This is a genomic window from Streptomyces viridochromogenes DSM 40736, from assembly GCF_000158955.1.
GTDB lineage: Bacteria > Actinomycetota > Actinomycetes > Streptomycetales > Streptomycetaceae > Streptomyces > Streptomyces venetus.
In genome coordinates this window covers 3337872-3363517 of sequence record NZ_GG657757.1, presented here as the reverse complement: position 1 = coordinate 3363517, position 25646 = coordinate 3337872, and the positions used below count along the sequence as shown (strand labels likewise).

Annotated in this window: 28 protein-coding genes, 1 tRNA gene and 1 pseudogene; 22 read left to right on the top strand and 8 right to left on the bottom strand. The window is 69.8% G+C overall.

Going from position 1 to position 25646, the window contains the following annotated elements:
• Window positions 1-38: 38 nt before the first annotated feature.
• Window positions 39-1454 carry an FAD-binding oxidoreductase gene (locus SSQG_RS14715; RefSeq protein WP_039932744.1) on the top strand — a complete coding sequence of 472 codons (1416 nt, stop codon included), beginning with the start codon at window positions 39-41 and terminating at the stop codon, window positions 1452-1454.
• An 11-nt stretch (window positions 1455-1465) separates the two neighbouring features.
• On the opposite strand, the gene SSQG_RS14710 is transcribed toward SSQG_RS14715, so the two are convergent.
• Complete coding sequence (locus SSQG_RS14710; RefSeq protein ID WP_003990566.1) at window positions 1466-1876, bottom strand: SsgA family sporulation/cell division regulator; 411 nt, start codon at window positions 1874-1876, stop codon at window positions 1466-1468.
• A gap of 246 nt (window positions 1877-2122) precedes the next feature.
• Between SSQG_RS14710 and SSQG_RS14705 the strand changes: the two are divergent.
• Both SSQG_RS14705 and SSQG_RS14700 read left to right on the top strand, forming a co-directional pair.
• A pseudogene (locus SSQG_RS14705) lies at window positions 2123-3782 on the top strand (RDD family protein).
• A gap of 76 nt (window positions 3783-3858) precedes the next feature.
• On the top strand, window positions 3859-4569 hold the full coding sequence (locus SSQG_RS14700; RefSeq protein ID WP_039932742.1) for an RDD family protein: 711 nt from the start codon (window positions 3859-3861) through the stop codon (window positions 4567-4569).
• Between the two features lie 23 nt (window positions 4570-4592).
• Here the strand turns inward: SSQG_RS14700 and SSQG_RS14695 are convergent, their stop codons facing one another.
• Window positions 4593-4871, bottom strand: coding sequence for a hypothetical protein (locus SSQG_RS14695; RefSeq protein WP_078507025.1), 279 nt, complete (start codon window positions 4869-4871; stop codon window positions 4593-4595).
• A 413-nt stretch (window positions 4872-5284) separates the two neighbouring features.
• Between SSQG_RS14695 and SSQG_RS14690 the strand changes: the two genes are divergently transcribed.
• Complete coding sequence (locus SSQG_RS14690) at window positions 5285-7642, top strand: immune inhibitor A domain-containing protein (protein WP_003990561.1); 2358 nt, start codon at window positions 5285-5287, stop codon at window positions 7640-7642.
• Window positions 7643-7776: 134 nt separating this feature from the next.
• The gene (locus SSQG_RS14685) at window positions 7777-8118 is read left to right on the top strand and encodes a hypothetical protein (protein ID WP_003990560.1); all 342 of its coding nucleotides are present in this window, start codon (window positions 7777-7779) and stop codon (window positions 8116-8118) included.
• A gap of 23 nt (window positions 8119-8141) precedes the next feature.
• Here SSQG_RS14685 and SSQG_RS14680 read toward each other — a convergent pair whose 3' ends face one another.
• Complete coding sequence (locus SSQG_RS14680) at window positions 8142-8732, bottom strand: nicotinamidase (protein WP_003990559.1); 591 nt, start codon at window positions 8730-8732, stop codon at window positions 8142-8144.
• A gap of 115 nt (window positions 8733-8847) precedes the next feature.
• On the bottom strand, window positions 8848-10245 hold the full coding sequence (locus SSQG_RS14675) for a nicotinate phosphoribosyltransferase (RefSeq protein WP_003990558.1): 1398 nt from the start codon (window positions 10243-10245) through the stop codon (window positions 8848-8850).
• Between the two features lie 107 nt (window positions 10246-10352).
• On the opposite strand from SSQG_RS14675, the gene clpS reads away from it, so the two are divergent.
• The 7 genes from clpS (at window position 10353) to SSQG_RS14645 (ending at window position 15328) form a co-directional block, all read left to right on the top strand.
• Window positions 10353-10670 (top strand): ATP-dependent Clp protease adapter ClpS, encoded by a 318-nt coding sequence (gene clpS / locus SSQG_RS14670; RefSeq protein WP_003990557.1) that lies wholly within the window; start codon window positions 10353-10355, stop codon window positions 10668-10670.
• A gap of 32 nt (window positions 10671-10702) precedes the next feature.
• Entirely contained in the window at window positions 10703-11311 is a 609-nt protein-coding gene (locus SSQG_RS14665; protein WP_003990556.1) for a DUF2017 domain-containing protein, read from the top strand.
• A gap of 365 nt (window positions 11312-11676) precedes the next feature.
• Window positions 11677-13101 (top strand): amino acid permease, encoded by a 1425-nt coding sequence (locus tag SSQG_RS14660; protein WP_003990555.1) that lies wholly within the window; start codon window positions 11677-11679, stop codon window positions 13099-13101.
• Between the two features lie 246 nt (window positions 13102-13347).
• Window positions 13348-13770, top strand: a complete 423-nt coding sequence (locus SSQG_RS14655; RefSeq protein WP_003990554.1) for a Mov34/MPN/PAD-1 family protein — start codon at window positions 13348-13350, stop codon at window positions 13768-13770.
• A 110-nt stretch (window positions 13771-13880) separates the two neighbouring features.
• Window positions 13881-13976, top strand: coding sequence for a putative leader peptide (locus SSQG_RS43680; protein WP_338117253.1), 96 nt, complete (start codon window positions 13881-13883; stop codon window positions 13974-13976).
• Between the two features lie 116 nt (window positions 13977-14092).
• Entirely contained in the window at window positions 14093-14371 is a 279-nt protein-coding gene (locus SSQG_RS14650) for a MoaD/ThiS family protein (protein ID WP_003990552.1), read from the top strand.
• Window positions 14372-14377: 6 nt separating this feature from the next.
• A complete protein-coding gene (locus SSQG_RS14645) occupies window positions 14378-15328 on the top strand; it encodes a PLP-dependent cysteine synthase family protein (protein ID WP_003990551.1) in 951 nt (316 codons plus the stop codon).
• An 89-nt stretch (window positions 15329-15417) separates the two neighbouring features.
• On the opposite strand, the gene SSQG_RS14640 is transcribed toward SSQG_RS14645, so the two are convergent.
• Window positions 15418-15861: a type II toxin-antitoxin system PemK/MazF family toxin gene (locus SSQG_RS14640; RefSeq protein WP_003990550.1), complete on the bottom strand. Its 444-nt coding sequence runs from the start codon at window positions 15859-15861 to the stop codon at window positions 15418-15420.
• 212 nt (window positions 15862-16073) lie between these two features.
• Between SSQG_RS14640 and SSQG_RS14635 the strand changes: the two genes are divergently transcribed.
• A complete protein-coding gene (locus tag SSQG_RS14635; protein WP_003990549.1) occupies window positions 16074-16826 on the top strand; it encodes an MBL fold metallo-hydrolase in 753 nt (250 codons plus the stop codon).
• 92 nt (window positions 16827-16918) lie between these two features.
• On the opposite strand, the gene SSQG_RS14630 is transcribed toward SSQG_RS14635, so the two are convergent.
• The gene (locus tag SSQG_RS14630; RefSeq protein WP_003990548.1) at window positions 16919-18181 is read right to left on the bottom strand and encodes a PTS transporter subunit EIIC; all 1263 of its coding nucleotides are present in this window, start codon (window positions 18179-18181) and stop codon (window positions 16919-16921) included.
• Window positions 18182-18464: 283 nt separating this feature from the next.
• On the opposite strand from SSQG_RS14630, the gene SSQG_RS14625 reads away from it, so the two are divergent.
• The 4 genes from SSQG_RS14625 (at window position 18465) to rdgB (ending at window position 20850) form a co-directional block, all read left to right on the top strand.
• Window positions 18465-18698, top strand: a complete 234-nt coding sequence (locus tag SSQG_RS14625) for a glucose PTS transporter subunit EIIB (protein WP_003990547.1) — start codon at window positions 18465-18467, stop codon at window positions 18696-18698.
• Between the two features lie 92 nt (window positions 18699-18790).
• Window positions 18791-19528, top strand: coding sequence for a ribonuclease PH (gene rph, locus SSQG_RS14620; protein WP_003990546.1), 738 nt, complete (start codon window positions 18791-18793; stop codon window positions 19526-19528).
• A gap of 145 nt (window positions 19529-19673) precedes the next feature.
• Window positions 19674-20072, top strand: a complete 399-nt coding sequence (locus SSQG_RS14615; RefSeq protein WP_039932735.1) for a hypothetical protein — start codon at window positions 19674-19676, stop codon at window positions 20070-20072.
• A 175-nt stretch (window positions 20073-20247) separates the two neighbouring features.
• Entirely contained in the window at window positions 20248-20850 is a 603-nt protein-coding gene (rdgB, locus tag SSQG_RS14610; RefSeq protein ID WP_039932733.1) for an RdgB/HAM1 family non-canonical purine NTP pyrophosphatase, read from the top strand.
• Window positions 20851-20888: 38 nt separating this feature from the next.
• On the opposite strand, the gene SSQG_RS14605 is transcribed toward rdgB, so the two are convergent.
• A tRNA-Leu gene (locus tag SSQG_RS14605) sits at window positions 20889-20972 on the bottom strand.
• 548 nt (window positions 20973-21520) lie between these two features.
• Here SSQG_RS14605 and SSQG_RS14600 point away from each other — a divergent pair.
• From SSQG_RS14600 to SSQG_RS14585, 4 genes are all read left to right on the top strand, one after another.
• Window positions 21521-21928, top strand: coding sequence for a hypothetical protein (locus SSQG_RS14600; RefSeq protein WP_003990543.1), 408 nt, complete (start codon window positions 21521-21523; stop codon window positions 21926-21928).
• Window positions 21929-22006: 78 nt separating this feature from the next.
• Window positions 22007-23290, top strand: a complete 1284-nt coding sequence (locus SSQG_RS14595; protein WP_063749162.1) for a hypothetical protein — start codon at window positions 22007-22009, stop codon at window positions 23288-23290.
• Window positions 23263-23886, top strand: coding sequence for a hypothetical protein (locus tag SSQG_RS14590; RefSeq protein WP_003990541.1), 624 nt, complete (start codon window positions 23263-23265; stop codon window positions 23884-23886). The genes SSQG_RS14595 and SSQG_RS14590 overlap by 28 nt, the downstream gene beginning before the upstream one ends.
• Window positions 23883-24614, top strand: coding sequence for an ATP-binding cassette domain-containing protein (locus SSQG_RS14585; protein WP_003990540.1), 732 nt, complete (start codon window positions 23883-23885; stop codon window positions 24612-24614). Before SSQG_RS14590 ends, SSQG_RS14585 begins: the two co-directional genes overlap by 4 nt.
• Before the next feature lie 86 nt (window positions 24615-24700).
• Here the strand turns inward: SSQG_RS14585 and bcp are convergent, their stop codons facing one another.
• Complete coding sequence (bcp, locus tag SSQG_RS14580; RefSeq protein WP_003990539.1) at window positions 24701-25168, bottom strand: thioredoxin-dependent thiol peroxidase; 468 nt, start codon at window positions 25166-25168, stop codon at window positions 24701-24703.
• Window positions 25169-25315: 147 nt separating this feature from the next.
• Here bcp and SSQG_RS14575 point away from each other — a divergent pair, with 147 nt between their 5' ends.
• Window positions 25316-25645: a DUF3618 domain-containing protein gene (locus SSQG_RS14575; protein ID WP_003990538.1), complete on the top strand. Its 330-nt coding sequence runs from the start codon at window positions 25316-25318 to the stop codon at window positions 25643-25645.
• Window position 25646: the final 1 nt, after the last annotated feature.

The following is a 25646-nucleotide window of genomic DNA, read 5'->3' as shown; positions in this document are numbered from 1 at the left end:
CCGACGGGGTTCACACCGATGGCCCCGGGTGCGAACCTGTGATCATGAGCCGTATCGAAGCGCGCAGCTCCGAGGACACCGAAACGACCGGCAGCCTGATCGACCTCCTGCTCAGCGGCCTTCCCGCCGAGGCGGTCCTCACCGACCCGGACGTCACCGCCTCCTACGCCAACGACATGGCGAGCTTCTGCCCGGCCGGCACCCCGGCCGTCGTCGTGCTGCCCCGCACGGTCGAACAGGTCCAGCACGTGATGCGCACCGCCACCGCCCTGCGCGTCCCGGTCGTCCCGCAGGGCGCCCGCACCGGCCTGTCCGGCGCGGCGAACGCCTCCGAGGGCTGCGTCGTGCTCTCCCTGACGAAGATGGACCGGATCCTGGAGATCAGCCCGGTCGACCGCATCGCCGTCGTCGAGCCCGGCGTGATCAACGCCGCCCTCTCCCGGGCCGTCGGCGAACACGGCCTGTACTACCCGCCGGACCCCTCCAGCTGGGAGATGTGCACCATCGGCGGCAACATCGGCACCGCCTCGGGCGGCCTGTGCTGCGTGAAGTACGGGGTGACCGCCGAATACGTCCTCGGGCTGGACGTGGTGCTGGCCGACGGCCGTCTCATGTCCACCGGCCGCCGCACCGCCAAGGGCGTCGCCGGGTACGACCTGACCCGCCTGTTCGTCGGCTCCGAGGGCTCGCTCGGCATCGTCGTACGGGCCGTGCTCGGTCTGCGTCCCAAGCCGCCCCAGCAGCTGGTGCTGGCCGCCGAGTTCGCCTCCGGGGCCGCCGCCTGCGACGCCGTGTGCCGCGTCATGGAGGGCGGCCACGTCCCGTCACTCCTCGAACTCATGGACCGTACGACGGTCAAGGCCGTCAACGACCTGGCGCAGATGGGCCTCCCGGAGAGCACCGAGGCGCTGCTGCTCGCCGCGTTCGACAGCACCGACCCGGCCGCCGACCTCGCCGCCGTCGGCGCGCTGTGCGAGGCCGCCGGGGCCACCCAGGTGGTACCGGCCGACGACGCCGCCGAGTCCGAACTGCTCCTCCAGGCCCGGCGGCTGTCGCTCACCGCGCTGGAGAAGGTCAAGGGCGTGACGATGATCGACGACGTGTGCGTGCCCCGCTCCCGGCTCGCCGAGATGCTCGCAGGGGTCGACCGGATCGCCGACAAGTACCGGCTCACCATCGGGGTCGTCGCCCACGCGGGGGACGGCAACACCCATCCGACGGTGTGCTTCGACCCGGCGGACCCCGACGAGTCCCTGCGCGCCCGCGACTCCTTCGACGAGATCATGGCCCTCGGCCTGGAACTCGGCGGCACCATCACCGGCGAGCACGGCGTCGGCGTCCTGAAGAAGGAGTGGCTGGCGCGCGAGATCGGCCCCGTGGGGCTGGAGATGCAGCGGGCCGTGAAGCAGGCCTTCGACCCGCTGGACATCCTGAACCCGGGCAAGCTGTTCTGACAGCGGCGCGCTCACTGGGCGAGCAACTGGTCCAGCTCGTCGTCGAGACCGAGCCGCTCGCCCTCCGTCCCCGGGGGGACCACCCGCAGCGTGCGCTCCAGCCAGGCCGACACCGCCCCCGCCGGGGCCTCCAGCAGGGCGTCCCCGTCGGGTGAACTCAGCGCCATCAGCACCACGCCCCGGCCCTCGGTCCTCGTCGGCCAGACCCGCACGTCCCCCTGCCCGCAGGGCCGGAACACCCCCTCCACCAGCACCTCCCGGGCGAACGTCCAGTGCACCGGGTGCTCGGAGTCGATGTGGAAGGTGACGTGCACGGCGTACGGATCGTCGGTGACGTACCCGAGCCGGGCGGGCACCGGGACCCGGCGCTCCGGCGACAGGACGAGTTTCAGCTCCAGTTCCCGCTCCACCACGGTGTGCATGGCGGTGTTCCCTTCTCCTGATGGCTGCCCGTGAGGGCTTGTCAGGGGGAGAGAGCGGGCGGGGGCGCCGGCATTACGCGCCTTCCCGGAAGTTTTTTCGCAGGGGGATCCGCCGAAGCGGCACGGTGAGTAGCACATCGGTGCTCGAAAGGGGTGGGTCCCGTGGGAGCGGCGGTGGGGGTTGCGCTCGTCTGATAGATGTGGAGGCCCCCATTTGGCCCTCGAGCAGATAGCGGGACGACGGAGATGAGCGCCCCAACCCCGGCCCCCGGTGACGACAGGCCCCGCGAAGGGTATTACCCGGACCCCTCCATTCCTGGATACGTCCGGTACTGGAACGGTGCCTCCTGGGTGCCGGGCACCAGCCGTCCGGCGCCCCAGGACGGCGAGACGCTCGCGCCGCCGCCCGGTGCGGGGCAGTCCGGCGCCGCCTCGGTCGAGGAGACCGGCCCGCACTTCTTCGACGAGGACCCGGTCGAGGAGCCCTCCGCCGCCGACTCCCAGCACGGCAGCCGCCCCGAGCCCGCGTCCGCGTGGGGCGCCGACCGCTCCCACCAGTCCGGCTTCGGCGGCCAGGACCGCCGCGTCTCCTGGGGGTCACCGCCGGTGGCGCAGGGGACGGGCGGGCAGGGCGCCGACCCGAGGGTGCCGCACGCCGACAGCCCGCCTTCCGGCGAGTCCGCCCGCACCGACGGCACGGCGAACATCCCGCCCGCCGCCGCCGACCAGGAGTCCGGGGCGGCGGCCGCGGGCAACACGTTCGTCTTCCGCCGCCCGACGGGCGAGCCAGGCAGCGGGCCAGGGGCCTCCGCGGAGGCGCCCGAGGAGGGCACGATGACGTTCCGCGCGGTGTCGCCGCGCCCGGGTTCGGGCGGTGCGGGGTCCGGGGGCGGCCCGGCGGGGTCCGGCTTCGGTGCGCGGACCGGTGGTTCCGCGGGCGACCCCGCGGCGCCCGGTTTCGGTCCGCGGGCCGGTGCGGCGGGCTCCGGTGCCGACTCGGCGGCAGCCGCCTTCGGCGCGCAGCCCGGGCCGGCCGGTTCCGGTGCCGGCCCCCGTGGGCTCCGGCTTCGGCGCGGCGGCCCCGGCCGACCCCTCGAACCGTCCCGGCTTCGGTGCCGGCAAGGCCGCCGCCGCCCGTGCCGCCGCCGCGCAGAGCGGCGCCGGGGTCGCGGGAGCCCAGGCCTCCACCGCCCCGGCGGCCCTGTCGGGTCCCCAGTCGGCCCCCGCCCCCGTCGTACCTGCGCAGTCCGGCCCCGCCGCCTCCGCCGCCACCCCCCTCAGCGCCGGCCCCGGCGGCGGTCAGTCCTCCTGGGCGCAGCAGGTGCACCGGCTCGCCGGAGCGGGCGGCGGTGACGATCAGCCCGTCGCACCTTGGAAGCCGCCGGTCGAGGACCTGTTCCAGGCGGCGGCCCGGCGGCAGGCGGCGGCCCGCCCCGCGGGGCTCGGGAAGCGGCTGGCCGCCCGGCTGCTGGACACCGTCGTCCTCGCCGGCCTCACCGCCGGGGCCGCCGTACCGCTCGGCATCAAGGCCGTCGACCACGTCAACGAGAAGATCGACGCGGCCAAGCTCTCCGGCGAGACCGTCACGGTCTGGCTGCTCGACGGCACCACGTCGGTGTACCTCGGCATCGTCCTGGCGGTCCTGCTGCTCGTCGGCGTCGTCGCCGAGGTGCTGCCCACCGTCAAGTGGGGCCGCACCCTCGGCAAGAAGCTGATGGGTCTCGAGGTGCGGGACATCGAGGGCCACGACGCCCCTGAGTTCGGGGCGGCCCTGCGCCGCTGGCTGGTCTACAGCGTGCCCGGACTCCTCGTCGTGGGGATCGTCGGCGTCGTCTGGTGCGTCTTCGACAAGCCGTGGCGCCAGTGCTGGCACGACAAGGCGGCACACACGTTCGTGGCGGGCTGAGCGGCCCCGGCGAAGCCGTACCCCGGACGGCCGTCTGCCGGATGCGGAGCCGGGGTGTTCGCGGTCGACTCGGGCCATGAGCAGTGAACCGCCCCCCGGCTCCGGTCAGCAGCCCCCGGATGACGACCCGTTCAGGAAGCGGCCTTCGAACGAGCCGCCCGGCGAGGACACGGGCTCTCCCTACGGCAGCGAGCCCCCGCCGTACCCGGGAGGCGGCCAGGGCGCAGACCAAGGCGGCGGCGAGGGCGGTCCCGGCGGCGGCCAGGGTGGCGGCCAGGGCGGTCCCGGCGGCGGTTCCCCGTACGGCGGCGGCTCCTACCCCGCCGACCCCCTCGCCGGCATGCCCCCGCTCGCCGACAGCGGCAAGCGCACTCTCGCCCGCATCCTCGACATGATCCTCGTGGGTGTCGTCGTCTGGCTGCTCACCTGGGGCATCGGCGTCAGCGAGTTCGACGTGGACAGCGATCGCGTCGAGGTCGGCAAGTCCTTGTGGCAGTCGGCGGTCGCCGCCGTCCTCTACATCGCCTACGACACCGTCCTGACCTCCAGGACCGGCCAGACCCTCGGCAAGAAACTGCTGCACATGCGCGTGGCCAACCTCGACGACGGCAGCACGCCCTCCGTGCAGGGCTCGCTGTCGCGCGCCGCCGTGCTGTGGATCCCGTTCGCCTTCTGCTGCGCCTGCGTCTGGACCGCGATCTGCGGTGGCTGGAGCTACTTCGACCGGCCCTACAAGCAGGGCCTGCACGACAAGGCGGCACGAACGGTCGTGGTCAGCACCGATTGAGGCACAGGTGGATCAGCCGGCGGTCAGGAGACCGCCCGCTCGCGCACCGGCTCCGGGGCCGGAGCGGCGACCGAGGCCCGTACGGGCTTCTCGGGTGCGGGCCGTTCCACCGCGGCCGGGCGCCGTCCGGGCAGCGGTACCGTCATGGCGACCAGCAGCCCGAGGGCGAGCGCCGCGACAGCGATGATCGCGATCCCCACGCCCGAACTCGTCTGGGACAGCAGCAGCATGGCGAGGGTCGACAGGATCACGGTGCAGGAACCGTAGGCGAGCTGTGCGGAGGTCGGACGGGGCATGGCCATCATGTCCTCGAAAGTGGGGGTCCACGGGGGTGTCGGCCTGGCATTCCGCCAGCTTCCGGGCGTTCCGCCAAGCGACTCTAACCGGCAGGGTGCCCGAGCGGAACGCGCGGTAAGCGTGACCTAATCAACAGGGCCGGAGCACAGGGGGCGCACGGAGTCATGGCGTCCACGGAGTGGACATATGCACGCGCCCACTGCCGGACGGGCATCCCGGTGGCGACCCGTTGGTTGTCCGCAAAACGAACGTCGGCTCCGCATAGTGCACTTGACTTGTCCAAGTCAAGGTCTGTCTTTTCTGCTTAACCTCTAGTCAAATGTCGTCACTTGACTACACGCGTTGATCACGCGCGCGCGGACCCTGCCTGACCCAGGACCCTTCCTTCCGCGCGCCCGGACGCGGGGGAGGAACTCAAGTGACCAGAAGACCCTGGACGTTCAGAGCGACTGCCATCGGTGTGGCGCTCGCGGCGGCCACCGCCACCGGCTCGGCTCTCGGTGTGGCGCAGGCCGACGACACCTCCGCCCCGAGGTCCACCACCGTGGACCGGCACGACCCGGCGGACCGCCACGGCTCCGAGCACGACCTCGAAGGCCCGCTGAGCAAGACCCAGGAGGCACAGCGCCAAGAGGCCCTGAAGCAGGTCATATCCGGCAAGACCACGGTGAAGAACCGTGAGGGCTCGAAGGTCGTCCAGCTCAAGAGCAAGAAGGGCGACAGCAAGTACGTCGAGCTCGGCCGCGAGAAGACCGACAAGATCTTCACGATCCTGGTCGAGTTCGGCGACCAGATCAGCGAGTTCGGCGGCACCCCCGGCCCGCTGCACAACAAGATAGCCAAGCCGGACCGCAAGAAGGACAACTCCACGGCCTGGCGCGCGGACTACAACCAGAAGTACTTCGAGGACCTCTACTTCGGCACCGGCAAGAACGCCGAGTCGGTGAAGAAGTACTACGAGAAGCAGTCCTCCGGCCGCTACTCGGTCGAGGGCGAGGTCTCGGACTGGGTCAAGGTCCCCTACAACGAGGCGCGTTACGGCAACAACGCCTGCGGTGACACCAACTGCCCGAGCGTGTGGAACGTCGTCAAGGACGGTCTGAACGCCTGGGTCGCCCAGCAGAAGGCGGCCGGCCGGACCGACGCGCAGATCAAGGCGGACGTCAAGCAGTACGACCAGTGGGACCGCTACGACTTCGACGGCGACGGCGACTTCAACGAGCCCGACGGCTACATCGACCACTTCCAGGTCGTGCACGCCGGTGAGGACGAGTCCGCCGGCGGCGGCGTCCAGGGCGAGGACGCGATCTGGGCCCACCGCTGGTACGCCTTCGGCACCGACGCCGGCGCCACCGGCCCCGCGGACAACAAGCTCGGCGGCGCGAAGATCGGCGACACCGGCCTCTGGGTCGGCGACTACACGGTCCAGCCCGAGAACGGCGGACTCGGCGTCTACGCCCACGAGTACGGCCACGACCTCGGCCTGCCGGACCACTACGACACCACCGGCGCCGGTGACAACTCGACCGGCTTCTGGACCCTGATGTCCTCCGGCTCCTGGCTCGGCACCGGCAAGAACGAGATCGGTGACCTGCCCGGCGACATGACCGCCTGGGACAAGCTCCAGCTGGGCTGGCTCAAGTACGACACGGCGAAGGCCGCGACGAGCTCCTGGCACAAGCTGGGGCTCGCCGAGTTCAACACCAAGCACAAGCAGGCGCTCGTGGTCGACCTGCCGAAGCGGGCCGTCACCACCGAGCTCGTCAAGCCGGCCCAGGGCGCCACCCAGTGGTGGAGCGGCAGCGGCAACGACCTGAAGAACACGCTGACCCGTTCCGTCGACCTGACCGGCAAGACGTCGGCGTCGCTGACCCTCGACGGCTGGTACGAGATCGAGGCCAACTACGACTACCTCTACGCCGAGGTCTCGACCGACGGCGGCGCCAACTGGACCGCCCTGGACGGCACGGTGGACGGTCAGCCGATCCCGCGTGACGGCAGCGACAAGCCGGCCCTGACCGGCACGGTCGACGCGTACAAGAAGCTGGCGTTCCCGCTGGACGCCTACGCGGGCAAGAAGATCGACCTGCGCTTCCGCTACCAGACCGACGGCGGTCTGGCGATGAAGGGCTTCGCGGCCGACCGGATCACCGTGACCGCCGACGGTGCCGCCGTCTTCTCCGACGACGCCGAGTCCGCGGACCCGGCCTGGAAGGCCGTCGGCTTCTCCCGCATGGGCGCGTCCTTCACCAAGGACTACGCGCAGTACTACATCGCGGAGAACCGCCAGTACGTCTCGTACGACAAGACCCTCAAGGTCGGCCCGTACAACTTCGGCTTCTCCAAGACCCGTCCGGACTGGGTGGAGCACTACCCGTACCAGAACGGCCTGTTGATCTGGAAGTGGGACACCTCCCAGGCGGACAACAACACCAGCGTCCACCCGGGCACCGGTCTGGTCCTGCCGATCGACTCGCACCCGAAGGCGATGAAGTGGTCCGACGGCACGCTGATGCGCAACCGCATCCAGGCCTACGACTCGCCGTTCAGCCTGTACCGCACCGACGGCATCACGCTGCACAACGCGGACGTCGCGACCAAGATCAAGTCGTCGAAGGGCGTCTCGGTCTTCAACGACCGCACCAGCACCTACTACGACCCGTCGAACAAGACCGGCGGCGTCAAGATCACTGACACCAACACCAAGATCAAGATCATCAAGGAGGCCAAGGACGGCTCGACGATCGAGCTCGAGGTCGGCCCCGCGGTGAAGTAAAACGCGTTGTAGCAGGTCAGAGCATGATCGGCGGTGACCCCCTGGCGGGTCGCCGCCGATCCGTGTTTAGGTGCGTCCTGTGGTTTTCTTATTGACACCGACCGACACACCGACCGACACGGGGGTATGACCGCATGGCCGCAGGAGGCTTCTGCAAGCTGCCGAACGGCACCGTGGTGGTGGCGCTGAACCTGCCCAGCCCCGCCGCCGACGGCCCGGGTTCCGTCCGCGTACTCGTCCACGCGGCGAACCGCGCCCGAGCCCTGACCAGGCTCCGCAACCTGGGACTGCGGTCGGTCTACCTGCGCGGCAACGCCGCCGGGCCGACCCCCGACGAGATCACCGCCGTCCTCCACCACCCGGACGGCCTCATATGGCGCACGGCTCCTGACAACGGTGTCCTGACCCCGGACCTCGCGACAGAGCTGTGGCGTCCGATCAGGTCCCTCCTGAGACGCCCGACGGCCCAGACCTGAGCACCGCCGGGGACCGCCGCGCCCTACTGGACGACGGGCTTCCCGGAGAGCTCCACGCCTGCCTCCCGCAGCTCCTCGATCGCGCGCTCGGTGGTCTCCGGGGAGACGCCCGCCGTGAGGTCGAGGAGGACCTGGGTGCGGAATCCCTCCCGCACGGCGTCCAGGGCCGTGGCGCGTACGCAGTGGTCCGTGGCGATGCCGACCACGTCCACCTCGGAGACCTCGCGGGACCGGAGCCAGTCGGCCAGTGACGTGCCGTTCTCGTCGGTTCCCTCGAAACCGCTGTACGCCGCCTCGTACGCCCCCTTGTCGAACACGGCGTCGACCGCGCCGGACGCGACGGCCGGGGCGAAGTTCGGATGGAAGCCGACACCCTCCGTGCCGGCGACGCAGTGCGCCGGCCAGGAGCGGACGTAGTCGGGGTTCGTGGAGAAGTGGCCACCGGGGGCGATGTGGTGGTCGCGCGAGGCCACGACGTGCTGGTAGCCGGACCCGGCCGCCTGCCCTATCAGCTCCGTGATCGCGGCGGCCACGTCGGCACCGCCGGACACCGCGAGGCTGCCCCCCTCGCAGAAGTCGTTCTGCACGTCTACGACGATCAAGGCGCGGCGCATGGTCGGTGTCCTTCGGCTATGAGGTCGGCAGGCCCGGCCGTTGAACTTCCGAGCCTATTGCCATGGTTGAGGGGTCGGGAGGGGTCACGGGTCGGCGCATCACGGCACACCGCAATTAGCTACCCGAGGCGCCGTGCAGGTACTCCGTCGGAAGGACGGGCTCCCCGCGCGAGAGCTGCGTGGCCGACATCGGGAGCCCCTCGCGCGCCGCCGCGTGCCGCTCGCGCGCCGCGTCCAACGGCTCGCGGGCGACCACCTCACCCCCCTTGACCAGCTCCACCAGCAGCTGCCGGTCCGCCAGCTCGCCCGGCACCGGCCCGGTGCCCACCACCTCGGCCTCGGCGACCCCGTACGCGTCCAGCCGCCGCGCGGCCCACTTGCGCCCGCCCACGGACGTCTTGCCGCCGGTGGACCGCTTCGCCACCGGCACCAGCGGCGCGTTCGGCCGGGCCGACTCCGCCCGCGCGACCAGCTTGTAGACCATCGAGGACGTCGGGTGCCCGGAACCGGTCACCAGCTGCGTGCCGACGCCGTACGCGTCGACCGGCGCCGCCGCCAGCGAGGCGATCGCGTACTCGTCCAGGTCCGAGGTCACGACGATCTTCGTGTCCCTCGCGCCCAGCTCGTCCAGCTGCTGCCGCACCCGGTGCGCCACCAGCAGCAGGTCACCGGAGTCGATCCGCACCGCGCCCAGCCCGGTCCCGGCGACCTCGACGGCCGTCCGGACCGCCTCGGCGACGTCGTACGTGTCCACCAGCAGCGTCGTGCCCCGCCCCAGCGTGTTCACCTGGGCCTGGAAGGCGTCCCGCTCGCTGTCGTGCAGCAGTGTGAAGGCGTGCGCTGAGGTGCCCACGGTGGGAATGCCGTACCGGAACCCGGCGGCCAGGTCGGAGGTGGTGGCGAAGCCGCCCACGTACGCCGCCCGGGACGCCGCCACCGCCGCCAGCTCGTGGGTGCGCCGGGCGCCCATCTCGATCAGGGGCCGGTCACCCGCCGCCGCGGACATGCGCGAGGCGGCCGCGGCGATCGCCGAGTCGTGGTTGAGGATCGACAGGATCACGGTCTCCAGCAGCACGCACTCGGCGAACGTGCCCTCCACCCGCATGATCGGCGAGCCCGGGAAGTACACCTCGCCCTCGGGATAGCCCCAGATGTCCCCGCTGAAGCGGTAGCCGGCGAGCCACCGGAGGGTCTCCTCGTCGACGATCTCCCGCTCGCGCAGGAAGTCGAGGACGGCCCCGTCGAAGCGGAAGTTCTCCACCGCGTCCAGCACCCGCCCGGTGCCCGCCACGACGCCGTAACGGCGTCCGTTCGGCAGCCGCCGGGTGAAGACCTCGAACACGCTCCGCCGCTCGGCCGTGCCCGCCGCCAGGGCGGCCCGCACCATCGTCAGCTCGTACTGGTCCGTGAAGAGCGCCGTCGAGGGAACGCCCACCCGGCGCCCACCACCACCCTTCTGAGGAAGCGCTTCGCGCCCTTCTTCTTCCGGCAGCCCAAGGTCCGCTGTGTTCATGAGCGGGATCGTACCCCCATTTCGTCAATCTGACGATTGCGGTCCCGCGAGACGCGATCGCCTTACTGCCAGGCCAGTTTGTGCGTCTACCCCCCTCGGGTGGCAGCATGGGCTGTGTGACGTCACCCGCACCCCTGGAGATCGAACGGACCGAGTCGGCGGAGGAGGTCTTCGCCGTGCCCGAGCCGGACGTTCCGTGGGTCACCATCGTCCACAACGACCCGGTCAACCTCATGAGCTATGTGACGTACGTCTTCCAGACGTACTTCGGCTACTCCAAGGACAAGGCCACCAAGCTCATGCTCGACGTCCACCACAAGGGCCGGGCGGTCGTCTCCAGCGGCAGCCGCGAGGAGATGGAACGCGACGTGCAGGCCATGCACGGCTACGGCCTGTGGGCCACTCTCCAGCAGGACCGCAAGTAGCCAGCACCCCGCCCAGCAGCGAAAAGGCGTTCATGCCCGGAACCTTCGAACCGCTTCCCGGCGGCGGCGCGGCCGTCGCCCTCGACGACGTCGAGATTTCCATCATCCGGTCGCTGGCCGTCCAGCTTCTGGAACTCATCGGCCCCGGCCCGGCCGAGGACGCCCCCGAGGACCCGCTCGCCGAGCTGTTCGCGGAGGGTCCGAGCGAGCCGCCCGCCGACCCGGTGCTCAAGCGGCTCTTCCCGGACGCGTACAGCGACCCGGAGGAGCCTGCCACGGCCCGGGACGCCGAGGAGCAGCGGGCGTACTCCGCCGAGTTCCGCCGCTACACCGAGAACGACCTGCGGGCCGGAAAGCGGGACAACGCCCTCACGGTGGTCCGCACCCTGGACGCGCTCTCCTCGGACGCGGCCGGTGAGGGCGGCGCGGTGCTCAAGCTGTCGGTGGCGGAGTCCCAGCAGTGGCTGAGCGCCCTGAACGACCTGCGGCTCGCGATCGGCTCCCGGCTGGAGATCACCGACGAGGACGACACCGACCTCCTGTACCGCCTTCCGGACGACGACCCGCGCAAGCCGATGGTGATGGCCTACCTGTGGCTGGGCGGACTCCAGGAAACGCTGGTCGGGACCCTTATGCCCTGATGTGTGCAGGCCCTGTGATCGCCGGATGACCGATCGGTGTTCGCTCAGAGGACACTCAAATCCGGATAACGATCGCGTCACCGCACCCGCCTTCTATGGGCCCTTCGGGCGTGCTTTGTCCAATTCTCCCTGTGTTGTGCGTCACATATCACCCGTGTGATCAGTATTGCGGCCGTGATAAATCTTCACGACCGCCCGGCGAACACCACCCGTATGTTCGGCCGGGTGCGCCATGTGGCCGGCGGATCGCCGACCAGGCATGAGTGGGCCCCCAGGGCCCGCTCGACTCCATCATCCGGGGGGATCGAGACCCGATCCGAGACCGACAACAGGTCCGGGTCGACATGGAGAAAGGCGCACCACACATGACCTCTGCGCAGGTCGACACGGAAAACGTCTCCGAAGAGGGGTACGAGCGCGGACTCGGCAGCCGCCAGGTCCAGATGATCGCGATCGGCGGCGCCATCGGCGTCGGCCTGTTCATGGGCGCCGGGGCGAACATCGCGAAGGCCGGCCCCAGCATCATCCTCATGTACGCCCTCGCCGGCGTCATCATCTTCTTCATCATGAGGGCCCTGGGCGAACTGCTCCTCTACCGGCCCGTCTCCGGCTCCTTCGCCGAGTACGCCCGCGAGTTCCTCGGCCCGTTCTTCGGGTTCGTCACGGGCTGGACGTACTGGCTCATGTGGGTGGTCACCGGCATGGCCGAACTCACGGCCGCCGCCATCTACATCCACTTCTGGTTCCCCGACATCCCGCAGTGGGTCAGCGCCCTGGTGTTCCTGGTGGTGCTCTTCGGCGTCAACCTGATCTCCGTCAAGATCTTCGGCGAGGTCGAGTTCTGGTTCTCGATGATCAAGGTCACGGCCATCATCGGCATGATCGTCATCGGCCTCGGCGTGCTCACCCTCGGCTTCTCCGACGCCGGTGACACCGCCACCGTCTCCAACCTCTGGTCGCACGACGGCTTCTTCCCGAACGGCATCGGCTCCAGCCTGATGACGCTCCAGGGCGTCATGTTCGCCTACCTCGCCGTCGAACTCGTCGGCGTCACCGCGGGCGAGTCCGAGAACCCCGAGAAGACCCTGCCCAAGGCCATCAACACCCTGCCCTGGCGCATCATCGTCTTCTACGTCGGCGCGCTGCTGGTGATCCTCTCCGTCGTCAAGTGGACCGACTTCTCCGCCGGCGAGAGCCCGTTCGTCCACGCGTTCGGCGAGATCGGCATCCCGCTCGCCGCGGGCATCGTCAACTTCGTGGTGCTCACCGCGGCCCTGTCGTCCTGCAACTCGGGCATGTACTCGACCGGCCGGATGCTGCGCGACCTCGCCGCCAACAGCGAGGCCCCGCAGGTGTTCGGCAAGCTCAACGCCCGCAAGACGCCCGCCGTCGGCATCACGGTCTCCGTGGCGCTCATGGGCATCGGCGTCGTCCTGAACTACGTCGTCCCGGAGAAGGCGTTCCTCTACGTCACCTCCGTCGCCACCGCGGCCGGCATCTGGACCTGGATGATGATCCTCGTCAGCCACATCCGCTACCGCTCCGCGGTCGACGCGGGCCGGCTGCGCGCCTCGTCCTTCCCCGCCCCCGGCGGAGCGCTCTTCAGCTGGGTCGCGCTGCTCTTCCTCATCGGCGTGACCGGCATGATCGCGTACGACAAGGACGCGCGGGTCTGCCTGTACGTCGCGGCCGGCTGGGCCGTCGCCCTGGGCATCGGCTGGGCGATCCTCAAGAGCCGCAACCCGCAGATCGCCGAGCGCCGCGACGCGGAGTTCCAGAAGGTCGGGTAGGCGCTTCGCTGGAAGAGCCTGTGCGGTGAGTGCCGTGGAAGGCCGACGGCTGCACGCGGCATCGTCGTGGCAGGTCGCGCGGTTCCCCGCGCCCCTGGCGGCGCCGCCGAGCAGCCTCTCCCAGGACGCCCAGCCGTAGGGAGTACTCGTGGCACCCCCTGCGGCTGCCGCTCAGGGCGTCCGGCATGTGGGCCGTTCCGTACCAGCCATCGGTACGGAACGGCCCTTCTGCTTATCCTGGCCAGCATGCTGACCATCACCCAGGCCCTCGTCGACCAGATCGTCGCCCATGCGCGCAAGGACCACCCCGACGAGGCGTGCGGCGTCGTGGCGGGCCCGGCGGGCTCGGACCGCCCCGAGCGCTTCATCCCCATGCTGAACGCGGCCATGTCGCCCACGTTCTACGAGTTCGACTCCGGCGACCTGCTCAAGCTCTACCGCGAGATGGACGACCGCGACGAGGAGCCGGTGGTCATCTACCACTCCCACACCGCGACCGAGGCCTACCCCTCCCGCACCGACATCTCCTACGCGAACGAGCCGGGCGCCCACTACGTCCTCGTCTCCACCGCCGACACCGACGGGGCCGGAGAGTTCCAGTTCCGCTCGTTCCGGATCGTCGAGGGCGCGGTCACAGAGGAAGAAGTCCAGGTCGTCGAGGCCTACTGAGAACCCGCCGATCCGGGCCTGAACAGCACGGTCTCACTCCCCGGCCCGGAACCGTCCGCGATGTGGGATCACATTCCAGAACCCGGACCGGGAATCGATACGATGACCCCATGGTTGTCCACGACGTGAGCGACAAGACGCCGGGCGAGCTGCTCGTTGCGCGGCTGCACGTCGACCTGTGCAGGCTCGCCAGCGCCATCTGTTGACGCCGAAACCTGCCGCCGTACGGCCGTGAGCCGCGGCGCCGCACACACGCACCACCCCGCTGTTCCTGCGCTGCCGCGCGCCCCGACCGACTACTCCCGACAGGAGCCCTGAAGCCATGGCCATCGAGGTCCGCATCCCGACCATCCTCCGCACGTACACCGACGGTCAGAAGGCGGTGGAGGGCAGCGGTGACACCCTCGCCGAGCTGTTCACCGACCTCGAGACCCGGCACGCGGGCATCCAGGCCCGCATCGTCGACGGCGACCAGCTGCGCCGCTTCGTCAACGTGTACCTGAACGACGAGGACGTCCGCTTCCTCGACGGCATCAACACCAAGCTGTCGGACGGCGACAACGTCACGATCCTGCCGGCCGTGGCCGGCGGCATGGTCTGATCACCGATGCGCTACGACTCCCCCCTGGCCGCGGTCGGCAACACCCCCCTGGTGCGCCTGCCGCGGCTGTCGCCGTCCCCCGACGTCCGCATCTGGGCGAAGCTGGAGGACCGCAACCCGACGGGGTCGGTCAAGGACCGGCCCGCCCTGCACATGATCGAGCAGGCGGAGAAGGACGGCCGCCTGACCCCGGGCTGCACCATCCTTGAGCCCACGTCGGGGAACACCGGCATCTCCCTGGCCATGGCGGCGAAGCTCAAGGGCTACCGCATCGTGTGCGTGATGCCGGAGAACACCTCGCAGGAGCGCCGGGACCTGCTGGGCATGTGGGGCGCGGAGATCGTCTCCTCACCGGCCGCGGGCGGCTCCAACACCGCCGTGCGCGTGGCCAAGGAGCTCTCGGCCGAACACCCGGACTGGGTGATGCTCTACCAGTACGGCAATCCGGACAACGCGGGCGCCCACTACGCGACCACCGGCCCGGAGATCCTCGCCGACCTGCCCTCCGTCACCCACTTCGTGGCGGGCCTCGGCACCACCGGCACCCTCATGGGCGTGGGCCGCTACCTGCGCGAGCACAAGCCGGACGTCCAGATCGTCGCGGCCGAGCCGCGCTACGACGACCTGGTCTACGGCCTGCGCAACCTCGACGAGGGCTTCGTCCCCGAGCTCTACGACGAGTCCGTCCTCACCAGCCGCTTCTCGGTCGGCTCCGCGGACGCGGTCACCCGCACCCGCGAGCTGCTCCAGCAGGAGGGCATCTTCGCCGGAGTCTCGACCGGTGCCGCGCTGCACGCCGCGATCGGCGTGGGCAAGAAGGCCGTCAAGGCCGGTGAGCCGGCCGACATCGCCTTCGTCGTCGCCGACGGCGGCTGGAAGTACCTGTCGACGGGCGTCTACACGGCTGCCACGACCGAAGAGGCCATCGAGACGCTCCAGGGCCAGCTCTGGGCATAGCCGCACACCAAGAGCACACACAAGGGCTGGAGTCGCGACTCCAGCCCTTCTTTCTTTTCCCGGCTCCGTTCTCCGGCTCTCCCGGCAGATCAGCCCGCCAGATACCGCACCTGGTCCCACAACGCCGGATCCACCACCCCGACCCGCCGCCGGAAACCCCAGACCGGAACCTCCCGCAACTCGTCCGTCTCCAGGAAGCTCGCGCGGCCCTGGGCGTCACCGACCGACCCCGGGGGAAGGGGAATCACACCGGTGCGCTCGTGCCGGAACCGGGTGGTGATCTTGGCGACCGTCGCCCGCTCCCCGCGCACCGCCAGCACCAGACACGGCCGGTCCTTCGTGCGGGACTCGTCCTCGAACGGCACGTCGGCCCACCAGATCTCCGCCGGCTGCGGCCGACCCGCCAGCACGAGGGCCGGTGCCGCCGCCCGGGCCCGCCGCCCGCTCGACCGCCGCCCCCAGCCATCGACGAGCGTGGCGACGAGCGCGAGCAGTACCACCGCGGCGAGCGCCAGCCACCAGGACGTGTCCATACTGAGACGTTACCGGCGCCATCCCTCCCACGCGCCCTTCCTCGCAAGGATCACACCGGGCCTGCCAGCCGAACCGGTGACACCACAGGTGAGTTCGCCCACAACGGGCCCTGGCGGAGGAGCTACCGGAGGTTTTGCGCCTTACGCTCGACGAACCGCACGACCCCCGACGCCCCTCTCAGACATTTCCCGCCAGCGGAGGTTTCTGCTTCATGAAGCTCACCGTCGTCGGCTGCTCGGGGTCGTTCCCGTCCGCGGAATCGGCCTGCTCGAGCTACCTCGTCGAGGCCGACGGCTTCCGGCTGCTTCTCGACATGGGCAACGGTGCCCTCGGCGAGCTGCAGCGCCACTGCGGTCTCTACGACCTCGACGCGATCTTCCTCAGTCATCTGCACGCCGACCACTGCATCGACATGTGCGCGTACTTCGTCGCGCGCTACTACCGCCACGACGGCGGCCGCTGCAATCCGCTCCCCGTCTACGGACCCGAAGGCACGGAACACCGGCTGACCACCGCCTACGCGGACACCCCCTCCGCCTCCTCCATGAGCGAGGTCTTCGACTTCCACACGGTCAAGCCGTCCACCTTCGACATCGGCCCCTTCACGGTGCACACCGAGCGGGTCGCCCACCCCGTGGAGGCGTACGGCATCCGCGTCGAACACGGCGGCAAGGTCCTGACGTACTCCGGCGACACCGGCGTGAGCCCCGCCCTGGACGAACTGGCGCGGGGCGCCGACCTGTTCCTGTGCGAGGCGGCGTTCACGCACGGCAAGGAGAACATCCCCGACCTGCACCTCAACGGCCGTGAGGCGGGTGAGACGGCCGCCCGGACAGGTGCCCGCCGCCTGGTCCTCACCCACGTCCCGCCGTGGACGGACCCCCAGGTCAACGTGGTCGACGCCCGCGAGGTGTACGACGGTCCGGTGCACCTGGCCGCGCCGGGGCAGACGTACGAGATCTGACGGACCACGCGCGGTCCGCGCACGCGAAGGGCCCCGGAACCGAGCGCGGTTCCGGGGCCTTCACCGTGTGCGGCCGTGTTTTCGCGGGCGGGCTACTTCGCCTCCGCCTTCTGCAGCTCGGCGAGTTCCTCGTCGGACTCACGGCCCGGCGTCGGCAGGTTGAACCTGGTGATCGCGAAGCGGAACACCACGTAGTAGACCGCCGCGAAGCACAGGCCGACCAGGGCCAGACCCCACGGGTTGGTCGCGATGCCCAGGTTCAGGAAGTAGTCCACCGCGCCGGCCGAGAAGCCGAAGCCGTCCTTCATCCCCAGGGCCCAGGTCAGCGCCATCGAGACACCGGTCAGCACCGCGTGGATCGCGTACAGCACCGGGGCGATGAACATGAAGGTGAACTCGATCGGCTCGGTGACACCCGTGACGAACGAGGTCAGCGCGAGGGAGAACATCATGCCGCCGACGACCTTGCGGCGCTCCGGCCGGGCGCAGTGCACGATCGCCAGGCAGGCCGCGGGCAGCGCGAACATCATGATCGGGAAGAAGCCGGTCATGAACTGCCCGGCGCTCGGATCGCCCGCCAGGAACCGGGCGATGTCGCCGCTCTTGCCCTCGTAGGTGCCGGCCTGGAACCAGGGGAAGGAGTTCAGCAGGTGGTGCATGCCGATCGGGATCAGCGCCCGGTTGGCGACACCGAAGATGCCCGCGCCGACGGCCCCGGAGCCGACCAGCCACTCACCGAAGTTGTGCAGAGCCGTGCCGAGGACCGGCCAGATGTAGCCGAAGACGATACCGATGACCAGGCCCGCGAAGGCGGACAGGATCGGGACCATGCGCCGCCCGCCGAAGAAGCCCGCCCAGTCGGGCAGCTTGGTCCGGTAGAAGCGCTGGTAGAGCAGGGCGACGACGATGCCCATCACCACACCGCCGAGCACCTTGGCGTCCACCGGCGCGTCGACCATGACGACCTTGCCGTCGACGGCCGTCGCCACCTGCGGCAGGTTCGGGTCCGTGAACGTGGCGAGCACGTTCTTGAAGACGAGGTAGCCGACCACGGCCGCCAGAGCGGTCGAGCCGTCCGACTTCTTCGCGAAGCCGATAGCGATGCCCACGGCGAACAGCAGCGCCATGTTGTCGAGGATCGCGTTGCCACCAGCGGCCATGAATCCCGCGATCTTGGTGATGAAGGCGGGGAACGACTCCCGCCCCAGCATGTCGGTGTTGCCGAGGCGGACCAGGAGGGCGGCGGCCGGCAGGACGGCGACGGGCAGCATGAGGCTGCGGCCGATACGCTGCAGGACCGCCATCACCGCGGAGCCCTTCTTCGGGCCCGCGGGCGCGGCAGTGGCTGTGGACATGAACTTCCTCCATGGGGCACGGCGCCGCCCAGGAAGGGTTCGACAGGGGGACGGCGGCGTCTCAGAAAAGGACCGCGGACTCCGCCGCGCGACCTCCACCGGTGAGTGGTGTAGACCAGTTGTAGCACGGTAGGCCGAACGAGTGGAACCCGCCAATTCCGCCCGCTGCGACGATCAAGCCCCGGCGCTTTGTCGAGAGGCGGACTCCTGGTGTAGACCAGTCGGAAACGGGACGGTCCCGCTGGCGCGAACGACACAGCGCCTTGGATCAGGGAGAACGAACATGGCCAGCAAGGCTGAGAAGATCGTTGCCGGGCTCGGCGGCATCGACAACATCGAAGAGGTCGAAGGCTGCATCACCCGCCTGCGCACCGAGGTCGTCGACCCCTCCAAGGTCGACGACGCCGCCCTGAAGGCCGCCGGCGCCCACGGCGTCGTCAAGATGGGCACCGCGATCCAGGTCGTCATCGGCACCGACGCCGACCCCATCGCCGCGGAGATCGAAGACCTGATGTAAAGAGCGGGCATCGTCCCCGGCTTCACCCCCTGAACGGGCCCCTCAGCACCACGGGAGGGGCCCCTTCCACAGGTACGGATAGGCTCAGGGCCATGTCTCGAATCGACGGCCGCACCCCCCAGCAACTCCGCCCGATCACCATCGAACGCGGCTGGAGCAAGCACGCCGAAGGCTCCGTTCTCGTCTCCTTCGGCGACACCAAGGTCTTCTGCACCGCCTCCGTCACCGAAGGCGTCCCCCGCTGGCGCAAGGGCAGCGGCGAAGGCTGGGTCACCGCCGAGTACTCCATGCTGCCCCGCTCCACCAACACCCGAGGCGACCGCGAATCCGTCAAGGGCCGCATCGGCGGCCGCACCCACGAGATCAGCCGCCTCATCGGCCGCTCCCTGCGCGCCGTCATCGACTACAAGGCCCTCGGCGAGAACACCATCGTTCTCGACTGCGACGTCCTCCAGGCCGACGGCGGCACCCGCACCGCCGCCATCACCGGCGCCTACGTCGCCCTCGCCGACGCCGTCGCCTGGGCCCAGCGCAAGAAGCTCATCAAGGCCGGCCGCCAGCCCCTCACCGGCACGGTCTCGGCCGTCTCCGTCGGCATCGTCGGCGGCGTCCCCCTCCTCGACCTCTGCTACGAGGAGGACGTCAAGGCCGACACCGACATGAACGTCGTTTGCACCGGCGACGGCCGCTTCGTCGAGGTCCAGGGCACCGCCGAGGCCGAACCCTTCGCCCGCGACGAACTGAACGCCCTCCTCGACCTCGCCGTCGCCGGCTGCTCCGAACTCGCCGCCCACCAGCGCACCGCGCTCGATACCGTCCTCGGAAAGTAAAGAGCGCACCAAAAACAGGTGCTCGGCACGGGCAACCGCGCCGAGCACGCTCGCGTCTGAAGGGGTACGGGCGCACGGGCTCAACCCTGTGCGCCCGGCCACCCGCACGGGCCCGACCGGCCCGCCGAACGAGAGGGACCGCTCCATGGCCGCGAGCCGCCGACGCCGCACCGCAGCCGTCGCCGCCACCCTGGCGGCCGTCGCGCTCACCGCCGGACTCACCACCGGCTGCGCCGCCGTCGACAAGGCACTGGACTGCGTCCAGACCGCCGACGCCATCGCCGACAGCGTCACGGAACTCCAGCAGGCCGTGGACAGCGCCGCCGACGACCCGACGCAGCTCGACGAGTCCCTCGACTCCATCGACAAGAACCTCGGCGAGATCGGCGACAGGACCGACAACACGGACGTCAACAAGGCCGTGGACGACCTCAACAAGGCCGTGGACAACGTCCGCACGTCGATCAAGAACGGCGACGAGACGCCCGACATCAGCCCGGTCACGGACGCGGCGGGCGAACTGACGAAGGTCTGTACGCCGTAACGCGCGCCGGCCGGGCCGGGCTGCTCGTCCGCCGGGTTTCGGTGGTGGCGGGCTGTGGGTGCGTCGTGGTTGATCGCGCCCACGCGGCGGAGCCGCACATGTCACTGTCCCGCGCCCCTTGGGCGATGTTCCCCGGCCGCTTCGAGTGACCTGGCCCGCTCGCTACTGTGTGGCCATGAGTCGCCTGATCCTCGCCACCCGTAACGCCGGGAAGATCACCGAACTTCGCGCCATCCTCGCCGAAGCCGGCCTGCCCCACGAACTCGTCGGGGCCGACGCCTACCCGGACATCCCCGACGTCAAGGAAACCGGCGTCACCTTCGCCGAGAACGCGTTGTTGAAGGCCCACGCCCTGGCCCAGGCGACGGGCCTCCCCGCCGTCGCCGACGACTCGGGCCTCTGCGTGGACGTCCTGAACGGCGCCCCCGGCATCTTCTCCGCCCGCTGGTCAGGCCGGCATGGTGACGACAAGGCCAACCTGGACCTGCTCCTCGCCCAGCTCTCCGACATCGCCGACGACCACCGCGGCGCCCACTTCGCCTGCGCGGCGGCCCTCGCCCTGCCCGACGGCACGGAGCGCGTGGTCGAGGGTCAGCTACGGGGAGTGCTGCGCCACGAGCCGACCGGCACCGGCGGCTTCGGCTACGACCCGATCCTCCAGCCGGAGGGCGAGACCCGGACCTGTGCGGAACTGACCCCCGACGAGAAGAACGCGATCAGCCATCGGGGGAAGGCGTTTCGGGCGTTGGTGCCGGTGGTGCGGGAGCTGCTGGGCTGACAACTGAGGGGCCGCCCGAGTGGGGCGGCCCCTCTGTGTGCGGCGGAAGGGATTCGAACCCTCAAGCCCGGTCAGGGGCCACAGGACCTAAACCTGCTGCGTCGCCGTTGCGCCACCGCCGCCGGCCGCCTGTCATCGTACCGGGCGCCGCTCGCCGGCTTCGGCGTCCCCATCGATGTGATCGACCGCCATACCCGCCCTGCGGTAACTGTCCGTATCCGGTGGGCAGTTGCGTCAGAGGAGCCGGGCTTCTACCAGCAGCTGAAAGCTCTTGCAAGGCGGGTCGGCCGAAACGCTTCGGTCGCTGTCGCCGGAGGCGGTGCGGCAGGAGCTCCGGGCGCCTGCCACGGTCGCTCCTGCGCGAAGATTCGCCCGCTCGTCGAGCAGGCCGTCGCCACCCGCGTGGCCTGGAGGTTCCTTCGCGACCGCAGTGCCCGACCACCCGGATCACCGCCTTTGTGAAGGCCGTCCACACTCTGCACCTGGTCAGCTCAGATCGGCGATCAGCGGCACAAGGTTTCACGTAACATTGACTTAAAGATCATCTGTTCGATAGCTTCCACGCCTCGTCCGATGTGGACAGGCCTCATGGGGGGGCCGTATCGGACGGGAGATTCGGAGTTCCCGCATGTCGGGCAGATCCTCCAAGCGCGTATCCGCCGTAGTCGCGATGGCGTCAGCCTTCACCCTCGCGTTGTCCTCTGGTGCCTCGGCCAACTGGTCGAGCAGCATCAGCGGGTGGACGGACGGCGGCGGGAGCAACGGGCAGTCCCGCTACTGGGCGGACGAGAGCTACTCGGAGATCATCTTCAAGGGCTGCAGCGTGCAGGGCGGCAGCAGGACCACCGGGGTCGAGCTGTGGGACTACGACGCCCTGTCGGCCAACGACTTCTACGGTGAGAAGACCTTCACCAACTGCTTCAACGGCACGTCCTACGCGAGCCGGGGCGAGTACAACGGCCTGCCGCAGGAGTCGGACTACTTCTTCCAGCTCGACAACGTCGGCGGCGGAAGCAACGCCTGCTGCCTGCTGTGGGCGACCTACGCGGGAGTCGACACCACTCTCGCCGATTCCTGATCAGTGTTCTGCAGCGTGGTGCCTCGCCGTCGGCGAGGCACCACGCCCCCTTTTCGGACCGCTCCAGGAAGCCAAGAAGTGAAGCCCCTCACACTCATCAGGTCCAGCAGCGCGCTGCGGGTCGCGCCTGTCGCCCTGCTTCTCGTGTTCGCCTACTACGCCACCGATCTCGGTGACGACCTCCGTATCGATCCGCTGGGCTACTCCGCCACCGTGGTCGACGCGGTGCTGCGCAACCTGCTGCCCGTGGCCTTCGCGGTTGCCTCGGGCCTCGCCGCCTGGGAGGCGCGGAAGCTGGGTGCCTCAGGAATCTGGAGGTTGGGGGCGGTGCGATCCCGCTACACCATCGCCGCCCAGCACCTGACGCCCGTGGTCGCACTGGCCTGGTCGCTCCTCATCCTCCCCACGCTGTGCGCCCTCGTCCAGGAGCAGGTCGCGCCCGACGTGCCCGGGCTCACGCTGCTGGCCTTCGGTCTGGTGCTCTGCGTTGCCCACGGCATCGTCGGATTCGCCGTCGGAGCCACCGTTCGGCACATCGCCGTAGTGCCGATCATCGCGGTCACCGACTTCCTGGCCGTCGGCTGGTCCACGGGACTGGAGACACCGTGGCCCCGGCACCTCACCGGCCTCTTCGCCGGAAAGATGATGTTCGGTGAACTGCCCACCGCCGCCGCCCTCGCGGCTCCCCTCCTGCTCGCCGTCGGCTCCGCCGTCGCCATGGCTCTGCTCTGGGCACCTGTTTCCCGCTGGCTGCGCGGAGCCGTCGCGGGAGCACTCGTCGTCGCCTGCGCGTTCGGATCGTTCTCCTTGGTCAGCGACTGGAGCTACATAGGCCCACGGAGCACCGGGCATGGAGCGATCGCCTGTGCCGGACAGTCCCCCCGCATCTGTCTGCCCGAGGCACGCGCCGAGCACATCTCCGCTCTCACCGAGGAAGCGGAGGCGACGCTGGAATCCCTGCGTCGAGCCGGTCTGCCCGCCGAGCCGACCTCCATCAAGGACACCTCTCTCAACCTCCGGTATCCCGAGCCGTCCACGCAGGACGACTGGACCGTCCCACTCGGGGTCGGCGAGGCGACGGGCACCGTCCGCTACCAGGTCGCCCGCGAAGTGGTGCGTTTCGAATGCGCCCCTCCGGCCACCGGCCCCGCCCGCCTCGTGTACTACTGGGTGTCCTCCAAAGTCGGGCAGACGGACACCTACTTGAGGCGGCTCAGCTCCGAACCCGATTTCACCCCTCAGGAACGCAGCCGTATCCAGGACGGGGTGGCGAAGGTCCTGCGGTTGAGCGAGGCCCAGCAAATGGACTGGTACGAGACGACCGTGGCGGAGGCGTGCCAGGAAGACGGGACGACGACGTGATGTGGTGGCTGCGTGCCCGCCGCGCCCACACCCGCCTGCCCCTGGGTTTCCTGATGTTCGCGCTTTTGGCGGCGACTGTTCAGGACACCCCCCTCTTCCTGCCCTCCATCTGGTCCGGCGGCTCCGAGCTCGTGCAGGCCGCCACGCTCGTCCCGCTCGTGCTGACCTCGGTCCTCTTCGACTGTCTGCACACCCGGCTGGACGCCGCCGAGACCACCGGAATCCGACCCGTCAGGTTCTTCGACGTCCTGCTCGCGCTCGGCGTGGTGGCACTCGCGAGTGCCGTGGGCGAACTGATCGCCATGATCACCGGGGCCGCATCGGCCGAGACACTGGGCCGCAACACGGCCTTCCTCGCCGGCCTCACCCTGCTGTGCGGGGCTCTCTTCGGGAGATCCGCCATCCTCGTTCCCGCACTGTGGCCGCTACTCGGCGTGCTCTTCGGCATGAGAGCGCCCGGCGACGCCTACCCGTGGACCGTACTCCTCGAACCGCCTGACACCTGGTACGCCTCCACGGGAGCCCTCTTGATGCTCACCGTCGGCGTCGGTGCCCACCTCCTTCCACCGAACCGCTTCGCACGGAGAGCCGCATGACGCTTGTCCTCGATTCCTGCACCTTCGCCTACGGCCGACGGCGGGCTGCCGTGCTGAAGGACTTCACCTACCGCCTTCCGGACGGACTGACCATCCTGCTCGGACCGAACGGGGCCGGAAAGTCCACGATGCTGCAGCTGGCCGCTGCCGTCACCACGCCCCAGCGGGGAACCGTGACGTGGGACGGACTCGACGCGAAGAGCAAGGACTACCGGCGGACGGTGGCCTGGATGCCGCAGAACATCACACCCCTGCCCTCGCTCACGGCACGCGAGTACGTCGCCTATGTCGGCTGGCTGAAGGGGATGAGCAAGGGCGATGCCTGGGCCAACGCTCCGCGAGCGCTGGCCCGCGTCGAGATGACGGAGCACGCCGACACCCGCACCGGTCGGCTCTCGGGCGGCCAGCTCAGGCGCGTGGGTGTCGCCTGTGCCCTGGTCCACGACGCACGGGTGCTCCTCCTGGACGAACCCACGGCCGGCATGGACCCACGTCAGCGACGGGTCTTCCGCGATCTCCTCGCGTCGGTCAAGGGCGAGGTGCGCATCCTGCTGTCCACGCACGACGTGACCGACCTCGCCGAAGAGGCCGATCACGTGTCCGTCCTGGTGGGCGGACGTCTCGTGCAGAGCGGTTCGACCAGTGAGTTCCTCGCCCACACTCCGCCGGGTACGGCGCAGGGCCGGGCTGCCGAAGGGGCTTATACGACCTTGCTCGAGTCGGCCTGACCCGCTCGGCCTGCGACGCGGGCCGAGATCTTCTCGGTCCGCATCGGCCGTTCCGCGCCCCGCTCGACCGGATCAGCTCGACCGGATCAGATTCCCAGATCCTTGATGATCTTGGCTACGTGGCCCGTCGCCTTGACGTTGTACAGGGCGCGTTCGACCTTGCCCTGCTCGTCCACGACGATCGTGGAGCGGATGACGCCGACGACCGTCTTGCCGTACAGCTTCTTCTCGCCGAAGGCGCCGTAGGACTCCAGGACCCGCTTGTCCGGGTCGGCCAGCAGCGTGACCTGCAGGGACTCCTTCTCGCGGAACTTGGCCAGCTTCTCCGGCTTGTCGGGGGAGATGCCGATGACGTCGTAGCCCGCGCCCGCCAGCAGCTCCAGGTTGTCCGTGAAGTCGCACGCCTGCTTGGTGCAGCCGGGGGTGAGGGCGGCCGGGTAGAAGTACACGATGACCTTGCGGCCCTTGTGGTCCGACAGGGACACCTCGGTGCCGTCGGCGTCGGACAGTGTGAAGGCGGGGGCCACGTCCCCCGGCTGGAGTCGCTCGCTCATCGGACCAGCCTAAGGGGTCCTTTCACTATGCCCGTCCGGGTCGCTCATAGTGAAAGGACCCCTGACCGGGGGTCGGGACAGTGCTGTGAGCCGTGGAGCTGACAGACTGTCCAGCACAGGCTTCACACCGACTTCGGAGGCGACACGGTGGCGGACACGGCGGACACCAGGACCCCGGCGCAGATCGAGGCGGACATCAGGCGCCGCCGCGAGACCCTGGCCGAGACCCTCGACGAGATCGGGGTGCGGGTGCACCCGAAGACGATCGTCGGGGACGCCAAGGCCAAGGTCGCGTCCAATATCGACCACACCCTCGGACGGGCCTACGTGGAGGTCAACCGGGCCGTCACCGACGTGCGGGCCCGGTTCGTCGACGAGGATGGCGCGCCCCGGCTGGAGCGGGTCGTGCCCGTCGCCCTCGTGGTCGTCGGAGTGGTCGGGCTGCTCGCCTTCAGCACACGGCGGCGCAAGGGCTGAC